22 protein-coding genes are annotated in these 24263 nt (G+C 63.1%); 5 read left to right on the top strand and 17 right to left on the bottom strand.

What is annotated here, in order from left to right; translation table 11 throughout:
• Nucleotides 1-198: 198 nt before the first annotated feature.
• Nucleotides 199-1827 carry a methyl-accepting chemotaxis protein gene (locus SB753_RS23630; RefSeq protein WP_410802102.1) on the top strand — a complete coding sequence of 543 codons (1629 nt, stop codon included), beginning with the start codon at nucleotides 199-201 and terminating at the stop codon, nucleotides 1825-1827.
• 48 nt (nucleotides 1828-1875) lie between these two features.
• Here the strand turns inward: SB753_RS23630 and galE are convergent, their stop codons facing one another.
• The 4 genes from galE to SB753_RS23610 are packed head-to-tail and all read right to left on the bottom strand — an operon-like array spanning nucleotide 1876 to nucleotide 6208.
• Nucleotides 1876-2901, bottom strand: a complete 1026-nt coding sequence (gene galE / locus SB753_RS23625) for a UDP-glucose 4-epimerase GalE (protein WP_087751402.1) — start codon at nucleotides 2899-2901, stop codon at nucleotides 1876-1878.
• Between the two features lie 12 nt (nucleotides 2902-2913).
• Nucleotides 2914-4062 (bottom strand): glycosyltransferase family 4 protein, encoded by a 1149-nt coding sequence (locus tag SB753_RS23620; protein ID WP_408127526.1) that lies wholly within the window; start codon nucleotides 4060-4062, stop codon nucleotides 2914-2916.
• Nucleotides 4063-4115: 53 nt separating this feature from the next.
• Nucleotides 4116-4949 carry a glycosyltransferase gene (locus tag SB753_RS23615; protein WP_408414501.1) on the bottom strand — a complete coding sequence of 278 codons (834 nt, stop codon included), beginning with the start codon at nucleotides 4947-4949 and terminating at the stop codon, nucleotides 4116-4118.
• On the bottom strand, nucleotides 4946-6208 hold the full coding sequence (locus SB753_RS23610; protein WP_410802131.1) for an oligosaccharide flippase family protein: 1263 nt from the start codon (nucleotides 6206-6208) through the stop codon (nucleotides 4946-4948). Before SB753_RS23610 ends, SB753_RS23615 begins: the two co-directional genes overlap by 4 nt.
• 260 nt (nucleotides 6209-6468) lie before the next feature.
• Between SB753_RS23610 and SB753_RS23605 the strand changes: the two genes are divergently transcribed.
• The 4 genes from SB753_RS23605 to waaA all read left to right on the top strand — a co-directional run bounded on the left by SB753_RS23605 (nucleotide 6469) and on the right by waaA (nucleotide 11502).
• Entirely contained in the window at nucleotides 6469-7863 is a 1395-nt protein-coding gene (locus SB753_RS23605) for a phosphomannomutase/phosphoglucomutase (RefSeq protein WP_020065107.1), read from the top strand.
• 256 nt (nucleotides 7864-8119) lie between these two features.
• The gene (gene waaC, locus SB753_RS23600) at nucleotides 8120-9121 is read left to right on the top strand and encodes a lipopolysaccharide heptosyltransferase I (RefSeq protein WP_020065108.1); all 1002 of its coding nucleotides are present in this window, start codon (nucleotides 8120-8122) and stop codon (nucleotides 9119-9121) included.
• 49 nt (nucleotides 9122-9170) lie between these two features.
• Nucleotides 9171-10055, top strand: a complete 885-nt coding sequence (locus SB753_RS23595; RefSeq protein ID WP_020065109.1) for a Kdo hydroxylase family protein — start codon at nucleotides 9171-9173, stop codon at nucleotides 10053-10055.
• Nucleotides 10056-10194: 139 nt separating this feature from the next.
• A complete protein-coding gene (gene waaA, locus SB753_RS23590) occupies nucleotides 10195-11502 on the top strand; it encodes a lipid IV(A) 3-deoxy-D-manno-octulosonic acid transferase (RefSeq protein WP_408414497.1) in 1308 nt (435 codons plus the stop codon).
• Between the two features lie 36 nt (nucleotides 11503-11538).
• On the opposite strand, the gene ureG is transcribed toward waaA, so the two are convergent.
• The 13 genes from ureG to urtA form a co-directional block, all read right to left on the bottom strand.
• Nucleotides 11539-12192 carry an urease accessory protein UreG gene (gene ureG, locus SB753_RS23585; protein WP_020065111.1) on the bottom strand — a complete coding sequence of 218 codons (654 nt, stop codon included), beginning with the start codon at nucleotides 12190-12192 and terminating at the stop codon, nucleotides 11539-11541.
• An 11-nt stretch (nucleotides 12193-12203) separates the two neighbouring features.
• The gene (locus SB753_RS23580) at nucleotides 12204-12884 is read right to left on the bottom strand and encodes an urease accessory protein UreF (protein WP_310066112.1); all 681 of its coding nucleotides are present in this window, start codon (nucleotides 12882-12884) and stop codon (nucleotides 12204-12206) included.
• Nucleotides 12871-13521: an urease accessory protein UreE gene (gene ureE, locus SB753_RS23575; RefSeq protein WP_204520363.1), complete on the bottom strand. Its 651-nt coding sequence runs from the start codon at nucleotides 13519-13521 to the stop codon at nucleotides 12871-12873. The genes SB753_RS23580 and ureE overlap by 14 nt, the downstream gene beginning before the upstream one ends.
• Before the next feature lie 2 nt (nucleotides 13522-13523).
• On the bottom strand, nucleotides 13524-15230 hold the full coding sequence (gene ureC / locus SB753_RS23570) for an urease subunit alpha (RefSeq protein ID WP_020065114.1): 1707 nt from the start codon (nucleotides 15228-15230) through the stop codon (nucleotides 13524-13526).
• Nucleotides 15231-15285: 55 nt separating this feature from the next.
• Complete coding sequence (locus SB753_RS23565; RefSeq protein WP_020065115.1) at nucleotides 15286-15591, bottom strand: urease subunit beta; 306 nt, start codon at nucleotides 15589-15591, stop codon at nucleotides 15286-15288.
• A gap of 36 nt (nucleotides 15592-15627) precedes the next feature.
• A complete protein-coding gene (gene ureA / locus SB753_RS23560) occupies nucleotides 15628-15930 on the bottom strand; it encodes an urease subunit gamma (RefSeq protein WP_006048588.1) in 303 nt (100 codons plus the stop codon).
• Between the two features lie 133 nt (nucleotides 15931-16063).
• Nucleotides 16064-16867 (bottom strand): transporter substrate-binding domain-containing protein, encoded by an 804-nt coding sequence (locus SB753_RS23555; RefSeq protein ID WP_408414490.1) that lies wholly within the window; start codon nucleotides 16865-16867, stop codon nucleotides 16064-16066.
• 269 nt (nucleotides 16868-17136) lie between these two features.
• Nucleotides 17137-18030 carry an urease accessory protein UreD gene (locus SB753_RS23550; RefSeq protein ID WP_410802097.1) on the bottom strand — a complete coding sequence of 298 codons (894 nt, stop codon included), beginning with the start codon at nucleotides 18028-18030 and terminating at the stop codon, nucleotides 17137-17139.
• Between the two features lie 123 nt (nucleotides 18031-18153).
• Nucleotides 18154-18846, bottom strand: a complete 693-nt coding sequence (gene urtE, locus SB753_RS23545) for an urea ABC transporter ATP-binding subunit UrtE (protein ID WP_020065119.1) — start codon at nucleotides 18844-18846, stop codon at nucleotides 18154-18156.
• 31 nt (nucleotides 18847-18877) lie between these two features.
• On the bottom strand, nucleotides 18878-19741 hold the full coding sequence (gene urtD / locus SB753_RS23540; RefSeq protein ID WP_410802095.1) for an urea ABC transporter ATP-binding protein UrtD: 864 nt from the start codon (nucleotides 19739-19741) through the stop codon (nucleotides 18878-18880).
• The gene (gene urtC / locus SB753_RS23535) at nucleotides 19738-20943 is read right to left on the bottom strand and encodes an urea ABC transporter permease subunit UrtC (protein ID WP_410802093.1); all 1206 of its coding nucleotides are present in this window, start codon (nucleotides 20941-20943) and stop codon (nucleotides 19738-19740) included. Before urtC ends, urtD begins: the two co-directional genes overlap by 4 nt.
• Nucleotide 20944: 1 nt before the next feature.
• On the bottom strand, nucleotides 20945-22600 hold the full coding sequence (urtB, locus tag SB753_RS23530; RefSeq protein WP_408161469.1) for an urea ABC transporter permease subunit UrtB: 1656 nt from the start codon (nucleotides 22598-22600) through the stop codon (nucleotides 20945-20947).
• Nucleotides 22601-22946: 346 nt separating this feature from the next.
• A complete protein-coding gene (gene urtA / locus SB753_RS23525; protein WP_020065123.1) occupies nucleotides 22947-24245 on the bottom strand; it encodes an urea ABC transporter substrate-binding protein in 1299 nt (432 codons plus the stop codon).
• Between the last annotated feature and the right edge of the window lie 18 nt (nucleotides 24246-24263).

Raw genomic sequence — 24263 nt, 5'->3', positions numbered from 1 at the left:
GGAAAAGCGCCGGGCTCCCGAGAGCCGCAACGAATCCCAGATAGTGAGGCGCAAATCGCGCGCAAACCCGCGCCAGTCATGGATTTCACCTATGTAGCGAGGGTCGCGCCGCGTCGTTAACCTGGATGCGGCGACGTGTGCGCTATGCGGGCGGATAGAACACTCGCCGCGGATCGACAAGACGGTTCCGGAGACCCAATGCTAAATAACATGACAATTCGTGGCGGCCTGACGCTGGTGATCAGCGTATTCGTTGCCTTCCTGCTGACCGTAATCGGCGTTGGATATGGCGCACTGAAGCTTGCCAGCAGTAGCCTCGACGACACGCAGCGCAGCGCAGCGGCGCTCTCGCATCTGAAGGCAAGCTCGGAGAAGTTGCTGCAGGTGCAACTCGCGCTGGGCTCTTATCAAACGCTCTTCAGCGTCGGCAAGCAAACCGACGACCTGCTGCCCGCCGCGCACAAGGTGCTGGTCGAATCGAACAAGGACTTTCGCAATTACATGGCGGGGCCGTTCTCGAGCGACGCGGAGCAGAAGCTCGCGCAGAACGTCGAGCAGGCCCGTAACGCGCTGGTCGATAAGGCAATCGAACCGGAGTTCAAAGCGCTCACCGACTTCGACTTCAATACGTTCCGCAACATTCAGGGCGAGACGGCGAACGGGTTTTACTCCACGTATTCGAAGGCGATCGACGCGCTCGAACATGCGCAGACCGAGAACCAGCACCGCCAGGCCGGGACCGCCGCTCAATGCTTCCAGATTGCGACGCTTCTCTTTGCAGCAATCGGCGCACTCGCCATCGTGATCGGCGTGGCGGCGCGCGTTGCGTTGTCGGCGGCGCTCATCAAGCCGGTCAATGCCACCGTCAAGCACTTTGAGCGGATGGCTGCAGGCGATCTGACCGTGGCGATCAAGAGCCAGTCGCGCAATGAAATGGGCCAGTTGCTGAGCGCGCTGACGAAGATGCGCGACGGTCTCGTCGACACGGTGTCGCAAGTGCGCGGCAGCACAACGGCCATTGCGCAGGGCGCCAATGAAATTGCCTCGGGCAACGCAGACCTGTCCGCGCGCACGGAGCAGCAAGCCGCGGCGCTTCAGCAGACGGCCGCGAGCATGGAGCAGCTCTCGGCGACCGTGAAGCAGAACGCGGACAATGCGAAGCAGGCCAACCGGCTCGCGCACGGCGCGCTCGACACGGTTACGCGCGGCGGCAAGGTTGTGTCGCGTGTCACGGAGACGATGGACGGCATCAGCGAGTCGTCGCGCAAAGTGACAGAGATTATCGGCATGATCGAGGGCATTGCGTTTCAGACCAACATTCTCGCGTTGAACGCGGCCGTGGAAGCGGCGCGTGCCGGCGAGCAGGGGCGCGGCTTTGCAGTCGTGGCGTCGGAAGTGCGCAGCCTCGCGCAGCGCTCGGGCGCGGCGGCGAAGGAGATCAAGGAACTGATCGGCGATTCGGCGGCTCAGGTCGAGCAGGGCGCGTCACTCGTGGCCGAGGCAAGCCGCACGATGAACGAGGCGATGCAGTCGGTCGAGCGCGTGACCGGCATCATGGGAGAAATCGAGGCCGCCGCGCTGGAGCAGAGCGACGGTATCGAGCAGGTCAACAAGGCCGTCTCGCAGATCGACGAAGTCACGCAGCACAATGCCGCACTCGTAGAGGAAGCGGCTGCGGCGGCGAAATCGCTGGAAGAACAGGCCGCTGTTTTGCGGGAGGCGGTTGCGGTGTTTCGCGTGAGCGATGCATCGGTGAGACACGGCAACCCTGCAGCGACGCGCGCGGCCAGCATGTCCGGCGCGCCGGCGGCGCTTGCAGTGTCCTGAGCGCGGACGCCGAACTCGCAAGCACCGCGCGGTGCGAAGCGCCTGATGTCAGCCAGCGAATCCTTGAGGATTCGCCGACTGCCACCGCCAGTGATCCGCACACATTCTTTCGATGCCGAACTCCGCGCGCCAGCCGAGCAGTTCCAATGCGGCGCGCGGATCGGCAAAGCATGACGCCACATCGCCCGGACGGCGCGCCACGATCTCATACGGCACCGGCCGCCCCGACGCCTTCTCGAACGCCTTCACGACGTCGATCACGCTGTAACCCTGGCCCGTCCCCAGATTCACGACGAAGCTCGCGTCGCGTTTGACGAGCGCGTCGAGCGCCGCCAGATGCCCGCGCGCGAGATCCACCACGTGAATATAGTCGCGCACGCCCGTGCCGTCGGGCGTTTCATAGTCGCCGCCGAACACGCGCAGCTTGTCTAGCTTGCCGACCGCGACCTGCGCGACATACGGCATCAGGTTGTTAGGAACGCCCGCCGGATCTTCGCCGATCAGCCCGCTTTCATGCGCGCCGACCGGATTGAAATAGCGCAGCGTGGCAATGCGCCACGAGGGATCGGCCACTTCGAGATCGCGCAACACCTGTTCGGCAATCAGCTTAGATTGACCATACGGATTCGTGGCCGACAGCGGAAACGATTCGTCGATGGGCGAGCTTTTCGGCACGCCGTACACCGTCGCCGAAGAACTGAACACGAACTGCTTCACGTTGCGATCGCGCATCACGCCGAGCAGCGCGAGCAGGCTGCCCACGTTGTTGCTGTAGTACTCGATCGGCTTCGCAACCGACTCGCCCACCGCTTTCAGCGCGGCAAAGTGGATGGCGCCGGTAATCGGGTGCGCGTCGAACACACGGTTGAGCGCCGCCTCGTCGCGCGCGTCCGCTTCGTAGAACGCAACGGCGCGGCCTGCGATTCGCTCCACGCGTTGCAGCGACTCGCGGTTGCTATTCACGAGATTGTCGATTACCACGACGTCGTAGCCACCGTTCAGCAGTTCAACGCAGGTGTGCGAACCGATGAAGCCCGCGCCGCCCGTTACCAGAATCGTGCCCTTCGTGGTCATGCTGTTGCTCCGTTAAAGTAAAACGCCTGTCATTTTTTGCACCAGGTCCTTATACGTTTCGACGACGACGCGTTCGTCGAACTCCTGCGCGACTTTCTGCCGGCCGCGTTCTGCCATGGCGCGGCGCTCGGCGACGCTCATATCGAGCATTCCGGCGAGCGCCGCGGCGAGGCTTTCTGCGCTGCGCGCTTCGCAAAGCAGTCCATTGACCCCGTGTGCTACCACCTCGCGGCAGCCCGGCACGTCGGTCGTGACAATCGGCCGGCCCATGGCCGACGCTTCCATCAGCGTGCGCGGCACGCCTTCGCGATACGACGGCAAGACGACGCAATCCGCATCGGCGATAAAAGGCCGTACGTCATGCGCCTCGCCGAGATAGTCGATGATGCCTTCCCGTTCCCAGGCCGCCACTTCGTCGCGCGTGATCGCGCTCGGGTTGTCGACGCCGACCGGACCGAGCAGCTGAAAACGCGCTTGCGGATAACGTTGCCGAAGCTGCCGTGCAGCCTCCACGTATTCGCCGACGCCTTTGTCCCACAGCAAACGGCCAATCAGAACGAACTTGAATTCCGCGCGCTCGGGCAGAGGTGTAAAGCCGAACTGTTCGAGATCGACGCCTTCACCGTGCAACAGCCGGGCGCGTTCAGGATGCACTAACAAATTCTGTTCGACAAACGCTGTCTGATCGTCGCGATTCAAAAACCAGATTTCGCGCGGAAAACGGAACGCGAAACGATACAGCTTTTTGGCCACCAGCGCGGCGCGGCTTCGCTGGATGAACACATACCCGAGCCCCGTCGTCACCGCAACCGACTGCACGCCCGCCAGTTTCGCGGCTATCGAGCCATAGATGTTCGGCTTGATCGTGTAATGAAATACCACGTGCGGGCGAATCGCGCGATAGCGCCGGTACAGCGTGTACAACGTGCGCAGGTCGTCGCGCGGATTGGTGCCTTTCGAGGCGACCGGCAATTCGATGCAGCGGCAGCCCATGGCCGTGAGCAGCTCGAACGTGCGGTCGCGCGGCGCGAGCACCGTCACGTCGACGCCGCGTCCCACCAGCATGCGAATCAGCCCTTGCCGGTACGTGTAGATTGCCCAGGCGGTGTTACACACGAGTGTAATGCGCAACGCGGGCGTCGACTTCAAGGCTGGCTTCATGCGGGAACGTGCTCGGCGGTGAATGAAAGGACGAACGGACGTGACAATGCGGATCAATGAGTCGCGCGCGGCGCGAGGAGCCTGCGTTTGACCCGCTGCAACGCGCGGTACGGTGTCACGAGATGCAGCAGATTTTTGGCAAGGCCGAACCAGTCGTAGGGATTCGCGACGTTGAAGTAGCGCAGTTGCAGCCGCAGTGTCGAGAGCACCTGGCGGCGGCGCCTCGTCGCGCTGATGCCGCCTTCGTTCAGTTCGTAGTAAAGACCTAGTTCCGGCAGGTTCGCGCAGTCGTAACGTTCCATCAGACGCACGAACAGATCGAGGTCTTCCGCCGACGGATAGGCCGCGCGGTAGTTGCCGACGGCGCGCACGGCGTCGATACGCAGCATCATGGAAGGATGCGCGAGGCATGAGCGGAAGAACCGCAGCCGGCGAATCGCCGCGGGTTCGGCGGGCGGCGTCAGCATGAAAAGCGGTGCGCCCGCACGCGTGACCACCTGCGTCCACATGCCAAGCCCGGCCACTTGCGGATGCGCTTCCATGTATGCGCGCTGCTTCGCAAGCCGTTGCGGCACGCTGCGGTCGCCCGCGTCTATACGAGCGGCATAGCGAAAGCCGCGCTGCGCAAGCGCGTCGATACCGGTTTGCAACGCACGCTCGATGCCGCCGTTCTGCGGCATGCGCAACACTTCGATCTGCAGGTTCGCAAGTGTTGGCGCGACGATGGGCGGCGTGCTGCCGTCATCGACGATCAGAACGTGCACCAGCGCACTTTCATTGAACGACGCGAGCGTAAGATCGACGTCGGCCTGGCCGTTGTAGGCGGGCATCAGCACCGCGACGTCATCAAGGCAGTGCGGCGGCGTGTCGACGGCGGTAAACGTCATGGGTGCAATTTGAAACGGATGTAATAAAGATTAACCGACGCCGCCGCGAGATAACCGCATGCAAGGCCCACGAGCGCGCCATAAGCGCCAAGCCGCGGAATAGCCAGCAGATTGACGACGAACGCAACGGCTAGCGCGAGCAGCCATTTAAACAGCAACACGAACTTCGCCTGATATTTAAGAACGACCAGATTGCCGATTGCCTCGATGCCGGCGGGCACGGAGAGCCATACCGCCCAGCGGAAAATTTGGATCGCGCCTTCGAAGCCCGGCCCGAACACGCGGCGAATGATAAAGCCGGCGAGCAGATCGAGCACCGCGGCGCCCGCGACCATCAACGCGGCGGTCATTGCGGTAAGGCGCCAGACGTTGCGGCGCAACTGTGCGGCCTGCTGCACACGGTAGACGAACGCCGGCGCGATGGTCTGCGCGAGCATCAGCGCGAGCGTGATCCAGTTCTCGTTCAACTGCTGCGCTGCCGAATAGCGGCCGAGATCGGCGAACGAAATGGCCCGCTCCAACATGAGCCGATCCAGTTTCAGGAACAGATACATACAGATCAGGCCGAGCCAGAACACCGTGCCCGCGCTCGCGAAGTGCTTGAAGAGAGAGCGGTCGAAATGTAACCGCAGCTTGCCGCCATGCCGACGAATGTAATAGACCACCAGTACACTGCCGATGGCCGCAGACTCGAGCGCCCACAGCCAGCCGAAGCGCGCCGGTTGCGCAGCGGCGCGCACGAGCAGATAGACGAAGCCAGCCTTGATAACCGCCGTACTCATGCTGGTGAGCAATTGCGGCTTGCTGTACGTCATGCTCTGCAGCCACGCATTGATCACGCCGACGAACGGTTCGCGAAACAGCATCGTGACGGCGAGTCCCGCGAGCATTGCGCCGACGAGCGGATCGAACAGATTGAGCGCAATGCCGAGCCACGTCAGCAGCAATGCTGCGACCGACACCGAAAAGCGCAGTGCGAACGCGCTGCCGAGCACGGTGCCGAGCTGCGCGGGAGGCCGTTCGACAATGGTGGGTACGAGAATCTCCGCGCCGCATACCCAGGTAATAGGCGAGAGCACCAGCAGCAGCGTATTGGCGTATTGCCATTTGCCGAACGTGTCCGGCCCGAAGTAACGCGCGAGCATGCCGCTGATTGCAATGGCCACGCCGATTTGCGTGAGCCGTTCGAGGCCAAGCCAGACAATGTTCGTGAAAGCGCGCGTGACGTCGGGATTGGCAAAGCGCTTGAGCGTCAGCATCCGGTAAGTGCCTGCCAATGCGTTTGGCGCGAGTCTGCCCACCTGGCTGGCCGTCGAGGCAAGGGCGGCCTTGGCAACTTTACAAATGGAGGGCGTCTAAGCATTAGAATGGTGTTACCAGGCTGGTCCTAAAAGCGCAATTATAAGTTGGAACCGGATTGCTTCCGGCAAGGGCGCAGCATCATGTCCGATCGCTATGATTTACCGATTCAGCATGACTGCGCCGGTCAAAATTTTCCATTGCACGCAAGTGAGCCAACATGATCTCCAAATCTATTTTCAAGGCATATGACATTCGCGGCGTAATCGGCAAGACGCTCGATGCCGATGCAGCGCGTTCGATCGGCCGTGCGTTCGGCAGCGAAGTGCGTGCACAAGGCGGCGACGCCGTGGTGGTCGCGCGTGACGGTCGCCTGTCGGGCCCGGAATTGATCCAGGCATTGTCGGACGGGCTGCGTGCGGCCGGCGTCGACGTGGTCAATGTCGGCATGGTGCCAACCCCGGTCGGCTACTTTGCGGCGAGCGTGCCGTTGCAACTCGAAGGCGGCGAACGGCGTATCGATTCGTGCATCGTCGTGACCGGTAGTCATAATCCGCCGGACTACAACGGCTTCAAGATGGTGCTGCGCGGCTCCGCGATTTACGGCGACCAGATTCTCGCGCTGCATCAGCGCATCGTCGACGAAAACTTCTCCGAAGGCAGCGGCACCTACGCCGAGTACGACATTGCCGATGCGTATCTCGAGCGCATTGCGAGCGACGTCAAGCTCACGCGCCCGATCAAGATCGTCGTGGACACCGGCAACGGCGTCGCCGGCGGCCTCGCGCCGAAGCTCTTCAAGAAGCTCGGCTGCGAACTCGTCGAACTCTTCACGGAAATCGACGGCAACTTCCCGAACCATCACCCGGATCCGGCGCATCCGGAAAACCTTCAGGACGTGATTCGCGCACTGAAGGAAACGGACGCGGAAATCGGCTTTGCGTTCGACGGCGACGGCGACCGCCTCGGCGTCGTCACCAAAGACGGTCAGATCATTTATCCGGACCGCCAACTGATGCTGTTCGCCGAAGAAGTGCTGTCGCGCAACAAGGGCGCGCAGATCATTTACGACGTGAAGTGCACCCGCAACCTCGCGAAGTGGGTGAAGGACAAGGGCGGCGAGCCGCTCATGTGGAAGACCGGCCACTCGCTCGTGAAGGCGAAGCTGCGCGAAACCGGCGCGCCGCTCGCGGGTGAAATGAGCGGCCACGTGTTCTTCAAGGACCGCTGGTACGGTTTCGACGACGGCCTGTACACGGGCGCGCGTCTGCTGGAAATCCTCACGCGTGTGGAAGACCCGAGCAAGCTGCTCAACTCGCTGCCCAACTCGAACTCCACGCCCGAACTGCAACTGAAACTCGAGGAAGGCGAGAACTTCGAACTCATCGCCCGCTTGCAGCAGAACGCGAAATTCACCGGCGCCGACGACGTCGTGAAGATCGACGGCCTGCGCGTCGAGTACCCCGACGGCTTCGGCCTCGCGCGTTCGTCGAACACCACGCCGGTCGTGGTCATGCGTTTTGAAGCCGATAACGACGCGGCACTCAAGCGCATTCAGGAAGACTTCCGCCGCGTGATTCTCGCGGAGAAGGCCGACGCAAAGCTGCCGTTCTAAACGTTCGAACGGCGGGGCCTGCGCCGGCATTGCTGGCGTTGCTGGCGAGCCGTGGCCATCGGCCACAACGCGGCGCGGGTTTCACTTACCGCGCCGCGTTTTTTCATGCCAGTCTGCCAGGTCGCGCTAGAATTGCCGTCCTGGTGACATAACGTCTACGTTCTGTCGTCTCTCGCTGGAAGTCTCACGCGAAGCGCTAGGTTTCGTTGGACTTCTTTCAATGCATCTTCGGGCCGGATAACCGGTTTTCCCACTCTTGAGCGTGCAAAAGATATTGATCGTGAGGGTGTCGTCGTTGGGCGACGTCGTTCACAACATGCCGGTGATCGCCGACATCCGGCGCCGTCATCCCGAGGCGCAGATCGACTGGCTCGTCGAGGAAAGCTTCGTGGGGCTCGTCGAACTCGTGACCGGCGTGCGGCGCGCGATTCCCGTGTCGCTGCGCCGTTGGCGCAAGCGCATCTTGTCGATCGGCAACTGGCGCGAGATAAGCGCATTCCGACGTGCGCTCGCCGCAGAGAACTACGATCTGGTGATCGACTGCCAGGGGCTCATCAAGACCGCGTGGGTCGCGAAGATGGCGCGCGGACCGCTCGTCGGCCTTGCAAATCGCACTGACGGCGCTGGCTTTGAATGGCCGGTGCGCTTCTTTTACGACAAGCGCGTGCCCATCGAGCCGCGCACGCATGTGGTCGAGCGGACGCGGCAACTGGTAGCGGCGGCGCTGAACGACCCGAAGCCGCAACCTACCGACGAAATCGATTTTGGCATCGACACGCGGCGCGCCGCATTGGCGTTGTCGGCGGCGAATCTCAATCTTCCGGTGCCTTACGTGGTGTTCGTGCATGCAACCTCGCGTGCCGACAAGCAATGGCCCGACACCGCGTGGATCGAGCTAGGGCAGTCGCTCGTGCGGCGCGGCGCGTCGATCGTCTTGCCGTGGGGCAGCGAGGCCGAGCGCGAGACGAGCGAGCGTCTCGCCAAAGAGTTCGGGGCGGCAGCCATCGTGCCGCCTAGGCTGTCGTTGCCCGCGGTGGTCGGTCTGATCGAAGGCGCGGCCGCGACGGTCGGTGTTGACACAGGTCTGGTTCACATCGCGGCGGCGCTTAAGCGGCCCACGGTCGAGTTGTACAATTTCGCGACCGCGTGGCGCACGGGCGGCTACTGGTCGCCGAACGTCGTCAATCTCGGCACGGCAGGGCAACCGCCCACGCTGCAACAGGTGAAGTCCGCGCTTGCCGGCTTCGGACTGTTGTGATTCGTCCGGTGCGCTTCGCCTCACGCGTCATCCGTTTCCAAGGGCGATCATGAACGAAACCCAGATCATCGAAGTAGCGAATGCCGACTGGCACGCGCGCAACCTGTCCGTGCCGCGTGAGACGCTGCTCGCCGGAGTCGAACGCGGCAAGGTGCTGTATTTCCCGAACCTGCGTTTCGCGATTGAAGGCGGCGAGCAGGCGCTGCTCGACCCCGCGCTGGCCGATCCGAACCGCAAGAACATCAGCCTCGAACCGAATGGCGGCGCATTGCATGGCGTGGCCGGCAACGCGGTCACGCAGTCTGCGGTGCGCGCATTGATCGCGCGTTATCAAACGAATGCGCGCACGCTCGTCGACGGGCTCTTTCCCGAATACAACGGCAAGCTGCGCGTCGCGCCCACGAGTTTGCGGCTGCATCAGGTTGAAACACGGCAAACGTCATGGCGCAAGGACGATAGCCGCTTGCATGTGGACGCCTTTCCGTCGCGGCCCAATTACGGCGAACGCATTCTGCGCGTGTTCACCAACGTCAATCCGAATGGCGTGCCGCGCGTATGGCGAGTCGGCGAACCGTTCGAGGACATGGCCAAACGCTTTCTGCCGCGCATCAAGCCGCAAATGCCGGGCGCGGCGTGGCTGCTGAATCTGTTGCACGTAACGAAATCGCCGCGCAGCGAGTACGACCATCTGATGCTCCATCTGCACGACGGCATGAAGGCCGACATGGAATATCAGAAGACAAGTCCGCAGGAGACCATGCCGTTTCCGCCGGGCAGCGTGTGGGTGTGCTTCTCCGATCAGACTTCGCACGCGGTGATGTCCGGTCAGTTCATGCTCGAGCAGACGTTCTTCCTGCCGGTCAAGGCAATGGTGCAACCCGAATGTGCGCCGCTCGGCATACTTGAACGCCTGAAGGGCAGGGCGCTGGTTTGAGCGCCGCGGTTCGTTCGGGCTCGCCAGATTTTGTGCACCGTCGCGCGCCGATGGCTGACCATGCGGCTGCGCCAGGGCCATTGCATCGGCACGGTATTCGCGAGCTGCACGCTGCGCGCTTGCATCATGCGGAGCGCCGATGCTAAGGGCAATCTATAACGCGCTCTGGTGGATCATCGCGCCGGTTGCGGTGCTGCGTCTGCTGATCCGTTCGCGCAAGGAGCGCGGTTATCGGCAACATATCGGCGAGCGTTTCGGCTATGTTCGCGGACGTTTGCCCGAAGACGACGCGCCGTTGATCTGGGTGCACGCGGTGTCGGTCGGTGAGACGCGTGCCGCGCAACCGCTGATCGACGCGCTCATCAAAGCGCGTCCGGACGCACGCATTCTGTTGACTCATATGACGCCCAGCGGCCGCGTGACCGGCGAGCAGATCTTCGGCGACCGCGTGATGCGCAGCTATCTGCCGTACGACATGCCGCACGCGGTGCGGCGCTTTCTGCGCGCGTGGCGGCCGTCGCTCGGTCTGGTAATGGAAACCGAAGTGTGGCCCACGTTGATCGACGAATGCCGGCGCGCCGACGTTCCATTGGTGTTGACCAACGCGCGGATGTCGGCGCGCTCATATAAGCGGGCCGCCAGATTCGGCGGCGCGACGAAGGACGTGTTCGGCGGCTTTGCGCGTGTGCTGGCGCAGAGCCCATCGGACGCGGAACGGTTGACGGCGCTCGGCGCGCGCAACGTCGCGGTACTCGGCAATCTTAAATTCGACATGAGCACGCCGCCGGAACTGGCGGCGCGCGGTCATGCGTGGCGCGCGGCAATCGGCGCGCGACCCGTGTGGGTGGCGGCAAGTACACGCGAAGGCGAAGAGCAACTCGTGTTGCAGGCGTTCGCGGCCCTCGACGTTGAGAATGCGCTGTTGATTCTCGTGCCGCGCCATCCACAGCGTTTTAACGAGGTTGCAGCGCTCGTCGAGAAAGCCGGGCTGCGACTCACACGACGTTCGACGTGGGCACCGGATGCGAAGGTTGCGTCAGCGGCTGCAAGCGGCGGTGTGCCCGCTTTGCCGGCGGACGTGAATGTGCTGCTTGGCGACTCGATGGGCGAACTGGGCGCTTATTACGCGGCCTCGGACCTCGCGTTTATCGGCGGCAGTCTGTTGCCGCTCGGCGGACAGAATCTGATCGAAGCCTGCGCGGTGGGTGTGCCCGTGCTGATCGGGCCGCACGTGTTCAACTTCACGCAGGCCACGGCCGATGCGGTCGCCGCAGGCGCGGCGGTGCAGGTGCAGGATCCGGCCGATCTGGCGCGAGCGCTGCGCGAACTCTTCAACGACAAGGCGCGACGGCTCATGATGGGCGGCGCGGCCTCGGCGTTTGCCGCGCGTCATCGCGGGGCAACCGCGCGCACCGTGGATGTGTTGATGGCGTTGTTGCCGGAGTGAGGTCAAGCAAGCGCTGAGGAGACTCAGCGCTTGCCTTCAAACTTTCAACAGCCCCTTTCGCTCGATAAACCGCACCACGTCGTCCAAGCCGTCGAGCGCCTTCAGATTACTCATCACGAAAGGCCGCTCGCCGCGCATTTTCTTCGCGTCGGACGCCATGACGTCGAGATTCGCACCGACCATCGGCGCGAGGTCCGTCTTGTTGATCACGAGCAGATCCGACTTCGTAATGCCTGGGCCGCCTTTGCGCGGAATCTTCTCGCCGCCTGCCACGTCGATTACGTAAATCGTCAGGTCCGACAGTTCCGGGCTGAAGGTCGCCGCGAGGTTATCGCCGCCCGATTCGATAAAGACGATGTCCGCATCCGGAAAACGCGTGAGCATGCGATCGACAGCTTCGAGGTTGATCGACGCGTCCTCGCGAATCGCGGTATGCGGACAACCGCCCGTCTCCACACCCATGATCCGCTCGGCCGGCAACGCGCCCGCCACTGTCAACAGGCGCTGATCTTCTTTCGTATAGATGTCGTTGGTGATCGCGACGAGGTCGTACTGTTCGCGCATCGCCTTGCAGAGCATTTCGAGCAACGTGGTCTTGCCCGAGCCGACCGGACCGCCGACGCCCACGCGCAGCGGCGGCAGTTTCTTCGTGCGGACGGACGAGTGAGCGGGATGATGAGGTGCGTTCATGATGGATCGTTTTATGAGCGAAAAAGCCGCGAATATTGCGACTCGTGACGCGCCGACAGAATGCCGAGCTGCGGCGCGAAAGTATTGATGTTTTCCGGCGACGTGGCTAAAGCGCGCTCGACCGCCGCATTGATCGGCTCGCGCAACGCGACGATGATGCGTTGCCCCGCCAGTTGTCCCAGCGGCACGGCTTTCAATGCCGCGGCGGCCTGGTTCTCGACCCAGCTGAACGCGTACGCGGCAAGCGCGGCGTCGACGGCGGCATCGTGTGCATAGGCTGCAAAAGCGAACGCGGTGGGTTGCGCGAGCGGCGTCATCGAGGCGAGCGTCGCGCGCCGCGCCGCATCGCCCCATTCGAGCGACGCGCACAATTGCCGCAGCGACCAGCCCATCTGTTCGGTCTCACGCCGCAACTCGGCCGACTCGCGGCTCGCGAGGAACTCGCCATTCGCCTGCGCGAGGCCGGCCGCGTCGTGTGTGCGCCAGCGCTCCATCTGGTGCGCGAGAAACGGCAGTTCGCCATGCGCGAGCACATCGGTGAGGCCGCTCGCGATCCAGGCGCGAGCCGAATCGGCGTCGGTGATCAGTTGCGCTTCGATCGCCGCTTCGAGACCCTGCGAGTAGCTGAAGGCGCCGATAGGCAGCGCCGGCGACGCGAGGTGCAGTAGCGCGGTAAGTTCAGCGATGCGCATGGTGATGGTGATGCGCGTGGCCGCAAGATTCGTCGTGGACGTGGCCTTCGTGCCCGTGATCGTGCCCGTGATCGTGCGCGTGGCCATGCCCGTGCTCGTGATCATGAGAATGCTCATGCCCATGATGCTCGCCGAACACCTGCTGCGCTAATGCGTAGTCTTCGGCAAATGTCTCGTCGTGGCCGTGCTTATGGCCGCCGCCGTACGCGCCAGACTCCGGCTGGAACGGCATCGAAACCTGATCGACCGTCGCGCCGATACGCTTCAGCATATCGGCCAGCACCGGATCGTATTCGAGCTTCAGATAATCCGCGCCGACTTCCACAGGCGTATGACGATTGCCCAGGTGATACGCCGCGCGCGTGAGCGTCAACGCGTCTTTCGCACGGACCACCAGCACGGCTTCCGGCGCGGCGACTATTCGCACGAGACCGCCATCGTCGGCAATTAGCACATCGCCGTCGCGCAGCACGGTGCCGCGCGGCAGCAGTACCGCCACTTCTTCGCCGGTGTCGAGCGTGGCCGCAAGTCGGCTCTTACGACGCTCGTCGAAAGCAAGCGTTAGCGTCGGCGCGCGCTTCACCAGCACCGGCGCGAGTTTGAGATGCGGTGCAACCAGTTTGTCGAGTGTGCGCATGGTCAGAACAGAAAATAGCGTTGCGCCATCGGCAGGACAGTCGCCGGTTCGCAGGTCAGCAGTTGACCGTCGGCGATCACCTGATAGGTTTCCGGATCGACGCTGATCGACGGGCGCCACGCGTTGTGAATCATGTCTGCCTTCGTGATGTTTCGGCAGTTCTTCACAGCCACGATACGCTTGTTCAGGCCATAGCGCTCCGCGACGCCTGCATCGGCGGCGAGTTGCGAAACGAAAGTCAGCGACGTGCGCCCGAGTGCACCGCCGCGCGTAGCGAACATCTCGCGATAATGCACCGGCTGCGGCGTAGGAATCGACGCGTTCGGATCGCCCATCTGTGCCATTGCGATCATGCCGCCTTTGAGGATCAACGACGGTTTGATGCCGAAAAAGGCGGGCTCCCAAAACACGAGATCGGCCCACTTGCCGGGCTCGATAGAACCGACTTCATGCGCAATGCCGTGCGTGATTGCAGGGTTGATCGTGTACTTCGCGACATAGCGCTTCGCGCGGAAATTGTCGTGCCGTGCGGTGTCCTCGGGCAGCGCGCCGCGTTGCACTTTCATCTTGTGCGCGGTCTGCCACGTGCGGATGATGACTTCGCCTACGCGGCCCATCGCCTGCGAATCCGAGGACAGCATGGAAAGCGCGCCGAGATCGTGCAGGATGTCTTCCGCGGCGATGGTCTCGCGGCGAATGCGCGATTCGGCGAACGCAATGTCTTCTGCAATCGACGGGTCCAGGTGGTGGCAAACCATCAGCATGTCGAGATGCTCTTCGAGCGTGTTGACGGTGTAGGGCCGCGTCGGATTCGTCGACGAAGGCAGCACGTTCGCTTCGCCGCATACCTTGATGATGTCGGGCGCGTGGCCGCCGCCTGCGCCTTCCGTGTGATACGTATGAATCGTGCGGCCTTTGAACGCCGCCACGGTCGCTTCGACGAAACCCGCTTCGTTCAGCGTATCGGTGTGAATGGCGACCTGCGTGTCGGTGTCGTCGGCGACGGACAGGCAGTTGTCGATTGCGGCCGGCGTCGTGCCCCAGTCTTCGTGCAGCTTCAGGCCGATCGCGCCCGCCGCGATCTGTTCGAGCGCGGGCTCCGGCTGGCTCACGTTGCCCTTGCCGAGGAAGCCGAGGTTCATCGGATAGCCGTCCGCTGCCTGCAGCATGCGTTCGAGATGCCACGGGCCCGGCGTGCAGGTGGTCGCATTGGTGCCCGTTGCCGGACCCGTGCCGCCGCCCAGCATCGTCGTCACGCCGCTGGCGAGCGCTTCTTCGATCTGCTGCGGACTGATGAAGTGAATATGCGTGTCGATGCCGCCCGCCGTCACGATCAGCCCTTCGCCGGCTATCACTTCCGTGGATGCGCCGATCGCGATCGTCACGTTCGGCTGAATGTCGGGATTGCCCGCCTTGCCGATAGCCGCGATGCGGCCGTTCTTGATGCCGATGTCGGCCTTCACGATGCCCCAATGGTCGAGAATCACCGCGTTGGTCACAACGGTATCGACGACGTCGGCATGCACGCGTTGCGACTGGCCCATGCCGTCGCGAATTACCTTGCCGCCGCCGAACTTCACTTCTTCGCCGTACGTGGTGAAGTCGCGCTCCACTTCGATCAGCAACTCGGTGTCGGCGAGACGCACGCGGTCGCCGGTGGTGGGGCCGAACATTTCCGCGTATGCGCGGCGGCCAATGCGTAAGGTCATGATGTCAGTCCGGAATTGAGCAGGGCGGTGCAAGCGGATGAGCGCGCGCGGCGCGTCACAGCTTGCCCATCACCTTGCCGTTGAAGCCATAGACGATGCGCTCACCCGCCAGTTCGACGAGTTCGACGGTGCGCTCCTGGCCGGGCTCGAAACGCACGGCGGTGCCCGCGGCGATGTTCAGCCGGAAGCCGCGTGCGGCTTCGCGGTCGAAAGCGAGTGCGTCGTTCACTTCATAGAAGTGGTAGTGCGAGCCGATCTGCACCGGCCGGTCGCCGGTATTCGACACGAGCACCGTGACGGTGGCGCGGCCCGCGTTGAGTTCGTGTTCGCCGTCGTCGGTGATGAGTTCGCCGGGAATCATGGGCGTGCCTTGTTAGGTTTAGCGGGATTCAGCAGATCAGGGAATCGGATGATGAACCGTGACGAGCTTCGTGCCGTCGGGAAACGTGGCTTCGACCTGGATGTCGGGGATCATCTCGGGCACGCCTTCCATGACGTCGTCACGAGTGAGCAGCGTCGTGCCGTAGTGCATGACCTCGGCGACGGTCTTGCCGTCGCGCGCCGCTTCCATCAGCGCGGCGGTGATGAACGCGACCGCTTCCGGATAATTCAGTTTGAGGCCGCGTGCGCGGCGCCGTTCGGCAAGCAGCGCGGCGGTGAAGATCAGCAGCTTGTCCTTCTCGCGAGGTGTCAGCTTCATCGAATGAGTGCGGTGGGTTGCGCCCGATCCGAAGGAATCGGGCTGCGACAATGATATGCGTTGCGGGTCGCCGATGCGACCCATGCAAAGCCGGACAAAACAGCGACGCTATCAAGCCCGGCTAACGACGCGCTTACAGATCCGCGGGCAGCGCTGCGCCGAACCACTTCTTCGACATCGTATTGAGCGTGCCGTCCTGCTTGGCTTGCGCGATGGCGGCGTTCACCTTCTGCTGCAGGCGCGGTTCGTTCCTGTTCATACCGACAAAACACGGCGAGTTCTTGATGACGAACTTAGGCTCAGGACGGCGCGGCGGATTCTTAGCCAGAATTGCGGCGGCGACGATGTTGCCCGCAGCGATCAACTGAACCTGGCCCGACAGGAACGCGGCAATGGTCGCGTTGTTGTCCTCGAAGCGCTTGATCGTGGCATTCGGCGCCATTTGCGTGAGACCGAGTTCTTCGAGCGCGCCGCGCGTCGCGCCGACCGTCTTGCCGGTCAGATCGGCGGGGCCGCTGACCTTGATGTCGGCGGGGCCGAACACGCCCTGATAGTACGGCGCGTAGGCGTTGGAGAAGTCGATCACTTTCTCGCGATCGGGCGTCTTGCCGAGCGACGAGATCACCAGATCGACCTTGTTCGTTTGCAGATAGGGAATGCGGTTCGCGCTGTTCACGGGCACCAGTTCGAGCTTCACGTTCATCGACTTCGCGAGCAGCGCGGCGGTGTCGATGTCATAGCCTTGCGGCTTCATGTCGGGGCCGACCGAACCGAACGGCGGATAGTCTTCCGGCACGGCGACCTTGAGCACGCCTGCCTTGGCGATGTTGTCGAGCGTATCGGCGTGCGCCGCAGGGGCGGTGGTTGCGAGGACAGGCGAAACGAGCAGGGCGGCGAGGAGCGTGCGGCGAGCGGAACGAAGCGTTGGTCGGTTCATTTGTAGTAGCTGTGGTGGTGGCGGGCAGGCGGCTGGCGGCGAGGAAGCGGCAGCATCGGCCGCTAGCAACGCAAGGTGTGTGCCATCGTGGTGCGGCGGGGCTGCTGGGGAGGTTTGCCAGACGACGCACCAGATAGGGGATCGAGATTGCTTCGAGTTGGTGCGGACTTGTCTTACGCGGTGAAAGCGGGTGTGATTACGGATGTGGTTGGTTAAGAAGCTGCGGCGCTGCCGCGTGCGGCGAAGCGTGCTGATTTTGCGCAGGTAGCCTACGTCGTCCAGATTCTCAAAGGCACCGCCTCGACGCCGTGCACGACGGGCCGCAACTGCAACCAGCATTGCGTCAACGCGCGCTGCAACGTCTCCATCGATCGCGACACGGCGCGCACGAGCAATACGCCACTGGTCACGCAGGAAGCCGCCGCGCGCACGGAGTCGCCGAAGGGAAGCTGCGCGGTCAGCGCTTCAGCGAGCGCGTCGTCGCAAGCTGCGCCAACGGCCCACAGCGTGCCATACGCAGGAAAGCCGCCAAGCCCCTGAGCCGCGTCGCGCAACGGGTCACCGGCAACGAGGCTCGCCCGCTCCAGCCACAACAACTCGCCGTGAGCCCGCGCGATACGCGACACCGCCCGCAGGCTTCCATCGGACCACCGCTCGCCGGCCGCTTGCCGCCCGAGCTGCGTCGCATCCCAACCGATCGCCGTTGCGTCTTCGTCGAGTGTCAGCGAGAAGTCGAGGTCTGCCTTTGCGTGATCGAAAACGATATTGTTCTGCGGCAGCCAGTCGAGCTTCGCATGTTCGCCGACGCGGACAGCGATATGCTGCCGCGCGGAGCGTCCATTGGATTTGTACCAGTTGGTCGCGCCGGGCGTCGTGATGACAGCATGCGCATGAGCACCCACATTGACTTCTATATCGAGTTGATCGCCGCCCGCGATCCCGCCCGGCGGATGCACGATCACTGCATGACAAACAGCCTGACCTTCCGGATACAACGGCCGTTGGACACGCAGCGGGCCATCGTGCAGCCGATGCTGCAGGACGCTGCGCTCGCCATGCCTGACGAACCCAAGTTCGAGCCGCGCGCGCCAATGCGCATGCGTCTCGGCTTTCGCTTGGGGTTGCACAGTAGCGAGCGTGGCGTGATTTTCGTGAAGCGACATGCGAATGAACGTGCGATCGACGTATTGGTACAGGAAGGTACAAGAAGGGAAGCCGCAAGCCCAGGAGCGCGCGGACCCGGCCCGAGACGCGCCGAGCATAGCACGCTCACTCACGCGAGAGCGTCACACCGCGATCAGCGCACGCACGCCATCCGCATCCATGTTCGCGCCTTCGCCGCCCGCGACGATCTCGCCGCGGCTCATCACCCAATAGCGGTCGGCAATGTCCTTCGCAAAGTCGTAGTACTGCTCGACGAGCAGCACGGTCATGCCCATCTCTTCGACCAGCTGACGCAGCGTGCGCCCAATGTCCTGAATGATCGACGGCTGGATGCCTTCCGTGGGTTCGTCGAGAATCAGCAGTTGCGGATCGCTCATCAATGCCCGGCCGATCGCGAGCTGCTGTTGCTGACCGCCCGACAGATCGCCGCCGCGACGGCTGCGCATATCCTTGAGCACGGGAAACAACTCATAGATGCGATCGGGAATCTTCTTCGGTGCCTTCTTGCTGGCGGCGCCCACCAGCAGATTTTCTTCGACGGTGAGCCGCGGAAAAATATCGCGTCCTTGCGGCACGTAGGCAAGCCCTTTCTCGACGCGAGAATAGGTGGGCAGCTTCGTGATCGGCGCGCCGCGCCAGGCGATCGAGCCGCTCTTCGTCTGCACTACGCCCATCAGGCAGCGCAGCAACGTCGTCTTGCCCACGCCATTGCGGCCGAGCAGCACGGTGAGTTTGCCATCGGGCACGGTGAGCTTCACATCGCGAAGAATGTGGCTGCCGCCGTAGTACTGGTTCAGGTTTTCTACTTCTAGCATGTCCGTTCGACCCTTTGACTGGCCTGTCCGCTCAGCGGCCAAGATACGACTCGATCACCGTCTCGTCGCGTTTCACTTCGTCGAGCGTGCCGTGCGCGAGCACGCGCCCTTCGGCCATCACCGTGACCTTGCCGGTGTCGCCCGATAGAGCTTTCACGAACTCCATGTCGTGTTCGACGACCATCATCGAACACGTGCCGCGCAGATGGCTGAGCAGGTCTGCCAGTTGCATCGTCTCGTCGTCGGTCATGCCCGCGGCAGGTTCGTCGAGTAGCAGCAGCGCCGGTTGCTGCATCAGCAACATGCCGATTTCGAGCCGCTGCTTCTGTCCGTGCGACAGTTCGCCGGCAAGACGCCGCGCCTCGGATTCCAGACCGATCAGCACGAGCGTTTCTTCGATGCGTGCTTGCGCTTCGCGATCTAGCCGCGCCCGCAACGACGCAAGCCATCCCTTGTCGGTCTTCATCGCGAGTTCGAGGTTTTCCCACACGGGATGCTGCTCGAAAACCGTCGGCTTCTGGAACTTGCGTCCAATGCCGGCACGTGCAATGGACGGCTCGTTCATTCGCGTGAGGTCGATCGACTGGCCGAGAAACACCTTGCCCGAATCGGGCGAGGTCTTGCCGGTGATCACGTCCATCATCGTCGTCTTGCCGGCGCCGTTCGGTCCGATGATGCAGCGCAATTCGCCAGCGTCGATAGAAAGTGTCAGCGCATTCAACGCACGAAAGCCGTCGAAGCTCACGGTCACGTCTTCGAGATAGAGGATCGTGCCGTGGGAAACGTCGATCTCGCCGGGAACGACGACGTGCCCCATGCTCGCGACGCCGCTCAACGCGTGTTCAGAAGGATGCTCGGGCAAAGCCAGATCGGGAACCATCGGGTTTTCGTTCATGAGCGGTTCCTCTTGCGCGTCACGAGCTCGACCAGTCCCATGATGCCGTTCGGCAGAAACAGCGGGACCAGCACGAAAATCAGACCGAGGAAGAACAGCCAGTATTCAGGAAAGTTTGCCGTGAAGAAGCTCTTCGCGCCGTTCACTGCAAACGCGCCGACAATCGGCCCAATCAACGTGCCGCGTCCACCGACGGCTACCCAGATGGCCATTTCGATCGAATTGCCAGGCGACATCTCACCCGGATTGATGATGCCGACCTGTGGCACGTACAACGCGCCGGCAATGCCGCACAACACGGCGGACACGGTCCATACGAAGAGTTTGTACGCGAGCGGGCTGTAGCCGAGGAACATCAGGCGCGTTTCGCCGTCGCGCACGGCGGTCACGACGCGGCCGAGCTTCGAGGTGACGATGGCCCGCGCGCCGAGGAACGCGACGATCAGCACCGCAAACGTGATCAGCAGCAGGGCGGTGCGCGTACCGGCATGCGTGATTGGAAAGCCGCCGATGCGCTTGAAATCGGTGAAGCCGTTATTGCCGCCAAAGCCCGTCTCATTGCGATAGAAGAGCAGCATGGCAGCGAACGTCATCGCCTGCGTGATGATCGACAGATACACGCCCTTCACTCGCGAGCGGAACGTGAAGAAGCCGAATACCCATGCCACCACGGCCGGCACCAGCACCACGAGCAGCAGCGCATAGCCCAGATGCTGCGTGCCTTGCCAATACCACGGCAGTTGATGCCAGTCGAGGAACACCATGAAGTCGGGCAGATCGCTGCCGTACTTGCCGTCGTGGCCGATTGCGCGCATCAGGTACATGCCGATCGCGTAGCCGCCCAGTGCGAAGAAGAGCGCGTGTCCGAGACTCAGAATGCCGCAGTAACCCCACACCAGATCGAGTGCGAGCGCCGCGATCGCGTAGCACATGAACTTGCCGGTGATGGTCGTCGCGTAAGCGGACAGATGCAGCGGACTCGCTTCCGGCACCACCAGCGCAGCGAACGGCACGCCGAGGCCGAACACGGCGATCAGCGCGATCAGCGCAAGCCATGCACGGCGCGACAGCAGCGCGGGACGCGGCGGCAAGCCGAGGGCAAAGCCCGACTGCGCGACGCGGTCAGCTGAGTTGCCGGCCGGGTTGCCATCCGTTGTACCGACATGAGCCGACGCGGCCGAAGAAGAAGTTGCAGATGTCATCTCATGCCTCCGCGCTACGGCCCTTGAGGGCGAACATGCCCTGCGGACGCTTCTGGATGAACAGCACGATCAGCACGAGCACCGCGATCTTCGCGAGCACGGCGCCCCAGAACGGCTCGATCGCCTTGCTCACGAGTCCGAGCCCGAAGCCGCCGATCACCGTGCCCGCCAGTTGACCCACGCCACCGAGCACGACCGCCATGAACGAATCGATGATGTAGCTTTGCCCGAGGTCGGGCCCGACATTGCCGATCTGCGATAACGCGCAGCCGCCGAGTCCCGCAATGCCCGCGCCGAACGCGAACGCATACGAGTCGACCCGTGCGGTCTTCACGCCGACGCATGCAGCCATGCGGCGGTTCTGCGTGACGGCGCGCACGAAGAGTCCGAGGCGCGTCTTCGTCAACACGGCCCATGCAATGCCGACGACAATCAGCGAAAACGCGAGAATCGCGAGCCGGTTGTACGGCAGGATCAGGTTCGCCATGACGGTCACGCCGCCGCTCATCCACGAAGGATTGACGACCTGCACGTTCTGCGCGCCGAACAGCATGCGCGTCGCCTGAATCAGGATCAGGCTGATGCCGAAGGTGGTCAGCAGCGTTTCGAGCGGACGGCCATACAGATGCTTGAGCACGAGCCGCTCGATCACGATGCCGACGAGCGCCGCCGCAACGAACGACGCGGGCACCGCGACGAGCGGATACCAGTCGAACCCGCCCGGCGCGAAGCGCTGAAAGAGGTTCTGCACGACATACGTGGCGTAGGCGCCGATCATGAGGAATTCGCCGTGCGCCATGTTGATGACGCCGATCAGGCCATACGTGATGGCAAGCCCGAGTGCAGCGAGCAGCAGCACGCTGCCGAGCGAGAGACCCGCGAACAGCGTGCCGGCGATTTCACCGCGGCGCTGGATTGCGTCGAGTTCGTCGATACCGCTTTGCGCCGCGGCCCGCACGCGAGCGTCGGCTTCCGCGAATGTGCCGTCGGGCTTTTTCGCGACGAGCGGTCGCAGCAGTTCGTTCATGTCGAGGTCGTGCCGCGCGGCGACGAGCTTCACCGCTTCGAGACGCTTAGCCGCGTCGGCGTCATGCAGCGCGGTCATTGCCCACAGCGTGTCGAGGCGCTTCTTCAGAGCCGGGTCGGTTTCTTTTGCGCGGGCCGTGTCGACGAGCGGCTTGATCGACGGGTCAGGGTTTTTCAGCAGCGCGTTGATGGCTTGCTCGCGCGTCGCCTTATCCGGGGAGTCCAGCTGTAAGCCCGAGAGCGCGCCCGCCACTTTCGAGCGCAGCAGATTATTCAACGTGACGGGTTGTGCGTCGCTTGCGGCGACGGTCTTGCCGGTGACGGCATCGCGCGTCGCGTCGCCGTCCTGCAGCAGCACGGCGCCTGAGTCGGTGGCGAGCACGCCGTCTTCGGACAACGCCTTCAGCACCGCGACCGACTCCTTGTCGTGATTGGCGATGAGTTTGTCGATGGCTGCGGACTTCGCGTCGAAGTCGTCGGCGGCAAGCGGCGCGACATCGGCCGCGGTCAACGCGAACGCGGCATGCGGCGTCAGCGAGCCCAACGCAACCAACGTGAGCAACGCAAGAGCGGTGCTGCTGACGCTGCGTCGCGCGGACCGCTGTGCAAAAGTGAGGAATGAAAACGCCATGATGGCCTTTGAAGAATGACCGGCGACGCGCTTTGCAAAGCTCGCATCGCGCCGGTTGAATGCGGGCCGGTGTTGTGCCGCACGCTGCACGGCTACGTTCAGCCGCCGAATCGCATGGGGCAGTGTCGAGCGGAACGGGTCGCAAGCATTACGGCCGTGATCGCTCGCCAGGCGCGCGCGAGTTTCGATTGCGATTGCTACGCATGCCGGATTCGCGGCGAACCCACTGCGCGTGCCGGAACACGGTAACGGTCGCCGGGAGTTCACCTGGAATTCGCCCGAGTTCGCCCGAGTTCGCCTCGACACATGACGGCGGCCACTCGAGCCGCCGTCATACGCGGTGCCGTTAAGCGACCCGCGAGCGCTTCAGAAACGCCGGGATCGAGCTGACCACATCCGGCTTGCCTGCATTGCCTGCGATGAACGGGCTCCACGGCTGCGCGCGAACCGCGGTCTTGGTGCGCCACACCACGTTGAACTGACCGTCCGCGCGCACTTCGCCGATCATCACCGGCTTGTGCAGATGGTGGTTGCCGTCCATTTCGAGCGTGAAGCCCGACGGCGCTGCAAACTGCTGGCCGATCATCGCCACGCGTACCTTGTCGACTTCGGTGCTCTTCGCCTTCTCGACAGCCTGCTTCCACATGTGGATGCCGACGAAAGTCGCTTCCATCGGGTCGTTCGTCACGCGCTTGGTGCCGCCAGGCAGATTGTTCTCCTTGACCCACGCGGCCCATTGTTTCTTGAACTTCTCGTTGGCCGGGTTGCGCACGGACATGAAGTAGTTCCATGCCGCGAGGTTGCCCACCAGCGGCTTCGTGTCGATGCCGCGCAGTTCTTCCTCGCCGACCGAGAACGCGACGACCGGCACATCGGAAGCCTTCAGCCCCTGGTTGCCGAGTTCCTTATAGAACGGCACGTTGGAGTCGCCGTTCACCGTCGAGATCACGGCCGTCTTGCCGCCTTGCGAGAACGTCTTGATGTTCGCGACGATGGTCTGGTAATCGCTGTGGCCGAACGGCGTATAGACCTCCTGGATGTCGGCCTCCTGCACGCCCTTCGACTTCAGGAACGCGCGCAGGATCTTGTTGGTCGTGCGCGGATACACGTAGTCGGTGCCGAGCAGGAAGAAGCGCTTCGCGCCGCCGCCTTCCGCGCTCATCAGATATTCGGTTGCAGGGATCGCCTGCTGATTCGGCGCGGCGCCCGTGTAAAACACGTTGCGCGACATCTCTTCGCCTTCGTACTGGACCGGGTAGAAGAGCAGGCCGTTGAGCTCTTCGAACACCGGCAGCACCGACTTGCGCGACACCGACGTCCAGCAGCCGAACACCACCGCGCACTTTTCCTGCGTGATCAATTGACGCGCTTTTTCGGCGAATAGCGGCCAGTTCGAAGCGGGGTCGACCACCACAGGCTGAAGCTGACGGCCCATCACGCCGCCGTTCTTGTTGATGTCAGCGATCGTCATCAGCGCGGTGTCTTTCAGCGATGTCTCGGAGATCGCCATCGTGCCGGACAGGGAATGCAGGATGCCCACCTTGATCGGGCCGCTCGCGGACTGTGCGTGCGCGAACGGCGCGCGACCTGCAAGCGCGAGCGCGCCGGACATGGAGCCGAACTTCAACAGACTGCGACGTTTCATGTGTATCCCCTTGCCATT

It is taken from the genome of Paraburkholderia sp. SIMBA_053 (genome assembly GCF_046534895.1).
In the GTDB taxonomy this organism is placed as follows: domain Bacteria; phylum Pseudomonadota; class Gammaproteobacteria; order Burkholderiales; family Burkholderiaceae; genus Paraburkholderia; species Paraburkholderia caledonica.
The sequence above is the reverse complement of the archived record's forward strand: the minus strand, read 5'-3'. Positions and strand labels throughout refer to the sequence as shown.

What these genes read in the sequence shown, in the direction of transcription:
- ureE (WP_204520363.1), bottom strand. Translation starts at nt 13,521, where the DNA reads ATGCGCACACTCGACAAACTGGTTGCACCGCATCTCAAACTCGCGCCG.
- urtE (WP_020065119.1), bottom strand. Translation starts at nt 18,846, where the DNA reads ATGCTAGAAGTAGAAAACCTGAACCAGTACTACGGCGGCAGCCACATT.
- urtB (WP_408161469.1), bottom strand. Translation starts at nt 22,600, where the DNA reads ATGGCGTTTTCATTCCTCACTTTTGCACAGCGGTCCGCGCGACGCAGC.
- galE (WP_087751402.1), bottom strand. Translation starts at nt 2,901, where the DNA reads ATGACCACGAAGGGCACGATTCTGGTAACGGGCGGCGCGGGCTTCATC.
- SB753_RS23615 (WP_408414501.1), bottom strand. Translation starts at nt 4,949, where the DNA reads ATGACGTTTACCGCCGTCGACACGCCGCCGCACTGCCTTGATGACGTC.
- SB753_RS23610 (WP_410802131.1), bottom strand. Translation starts at nt 6,208, where the DNA reads ATGCTGACGCTCAAGCGCTTTGCCAATCCCGACGTCACGCGCGCTTTC.
- SB753_RS23630 (WP_410802102.1), top strand. Translation starts at nt 199, where the DNA reads ATGCTAAATAACATGACAATTCGTGGCGGCCTGACGCTGGTGATCAGC.
- urtD (WP_410802095.1), bottom strand. Translation starts at nt 19,741, where the DNA reads ATGAACGAAAACCCGATGGTTCCCGATCTGGCTTTGCCCGAGCATCCT.
- SB753_RS23580 (WP_310066112.1), bottom strand. Translation starts at nt 12,884, where the DNA reads ATGCGCATCGCTGAACTTACCGCGCTACTGCACCTCGCGTCGCCGGCG.
- waaA (WP_408414497.1), top strand. Translation starts at nt 10,195, where the DNA reads ATGCTAAGGGCAATCTATAACGCGCTCTGGTGGATCATCGCGCCGGTT.
- SB753_RS23595 (WP_020065109.1), top strand. Translation starts at nt 9,171, where the DNA reads ATGAACGAAACCCAGATCATCGAAGTAGCGAATGCCGACTGGCACGCG.
- SB753_RS23605 (WP_020065107.1), top strand. Translation starts at nt 6,469, where the DNA reads ATGATCTCCAAATCTATTTTCAAGGCATATGACATTCGCGGCGTAATC.
- urtA (WP_020065123.1), bottom strand. Translation starts at nt 24,245, where the DNA reads ATGAAACGTCGCAGTCTGTTGAAGTTCGGCTCCATGTCCGGCGCGCTC.
- SB753_RS23620 (WP_408127526.1), bottom strand. Translation starts at nt 4,062, where the DNA reads ATGAAGCCAGCCTTGAAGTCGACGCCCGCGTTGCGCATTACACTCGTG.
- ureG (WP_020065111.1), bottom strand. Translation starts at nt 12,192, where the DNA reads ATGAACGCACCTCATCATCCCGCTCACTCGTCCGTCCGCACGAAGAAA.
- SB753_RS23555 (WP_408414490.1), bottom strand. Translation starts at nt 16,867, where the DNA reads ATGAACCGACCAACGCTTCGTTCCGCTCGCCGCACGCTCCTCGCCGCC.
- urtC (WP_410802093.1), bottom strand. Translation starts at nt 20,943, where the DNA reads ATGACATCTGCAACTTCTTCTTCGGCCGCGTCGGCTCATGTCGGTACA.
- SB753_RS23565 (WP_020065115.1), bottom strand. Translation starts at nt 15,591, where the DNA reads ATGATTCCCGGCGAACTCATCACCGACGACGGCGAACACGAACTCAAC.
- SB753_RS23550 (WP_410802097.1), bottom strand. Translation starts at nt 18,030, where the DNA reads ATGTCGCTTCACGAAAATCACGCCACGCTCGCTACTGTGCAACCCCAA.
- ureC (WP_020065114.1), bottom strand. Translation starts at nt 15,230, where the DNA reads ATGACCTTACGCATTGGCCGCCGCGCATACGCGGAAATGTTCGGCCCC.
- ureA (WP_006048588.1), bottom strand. Translation starts at nt 15,930, where the DNA reads ATGAAGCTGACACCTCGCGAGAAGGACAAGCTGCTGATCTTCACCGCC.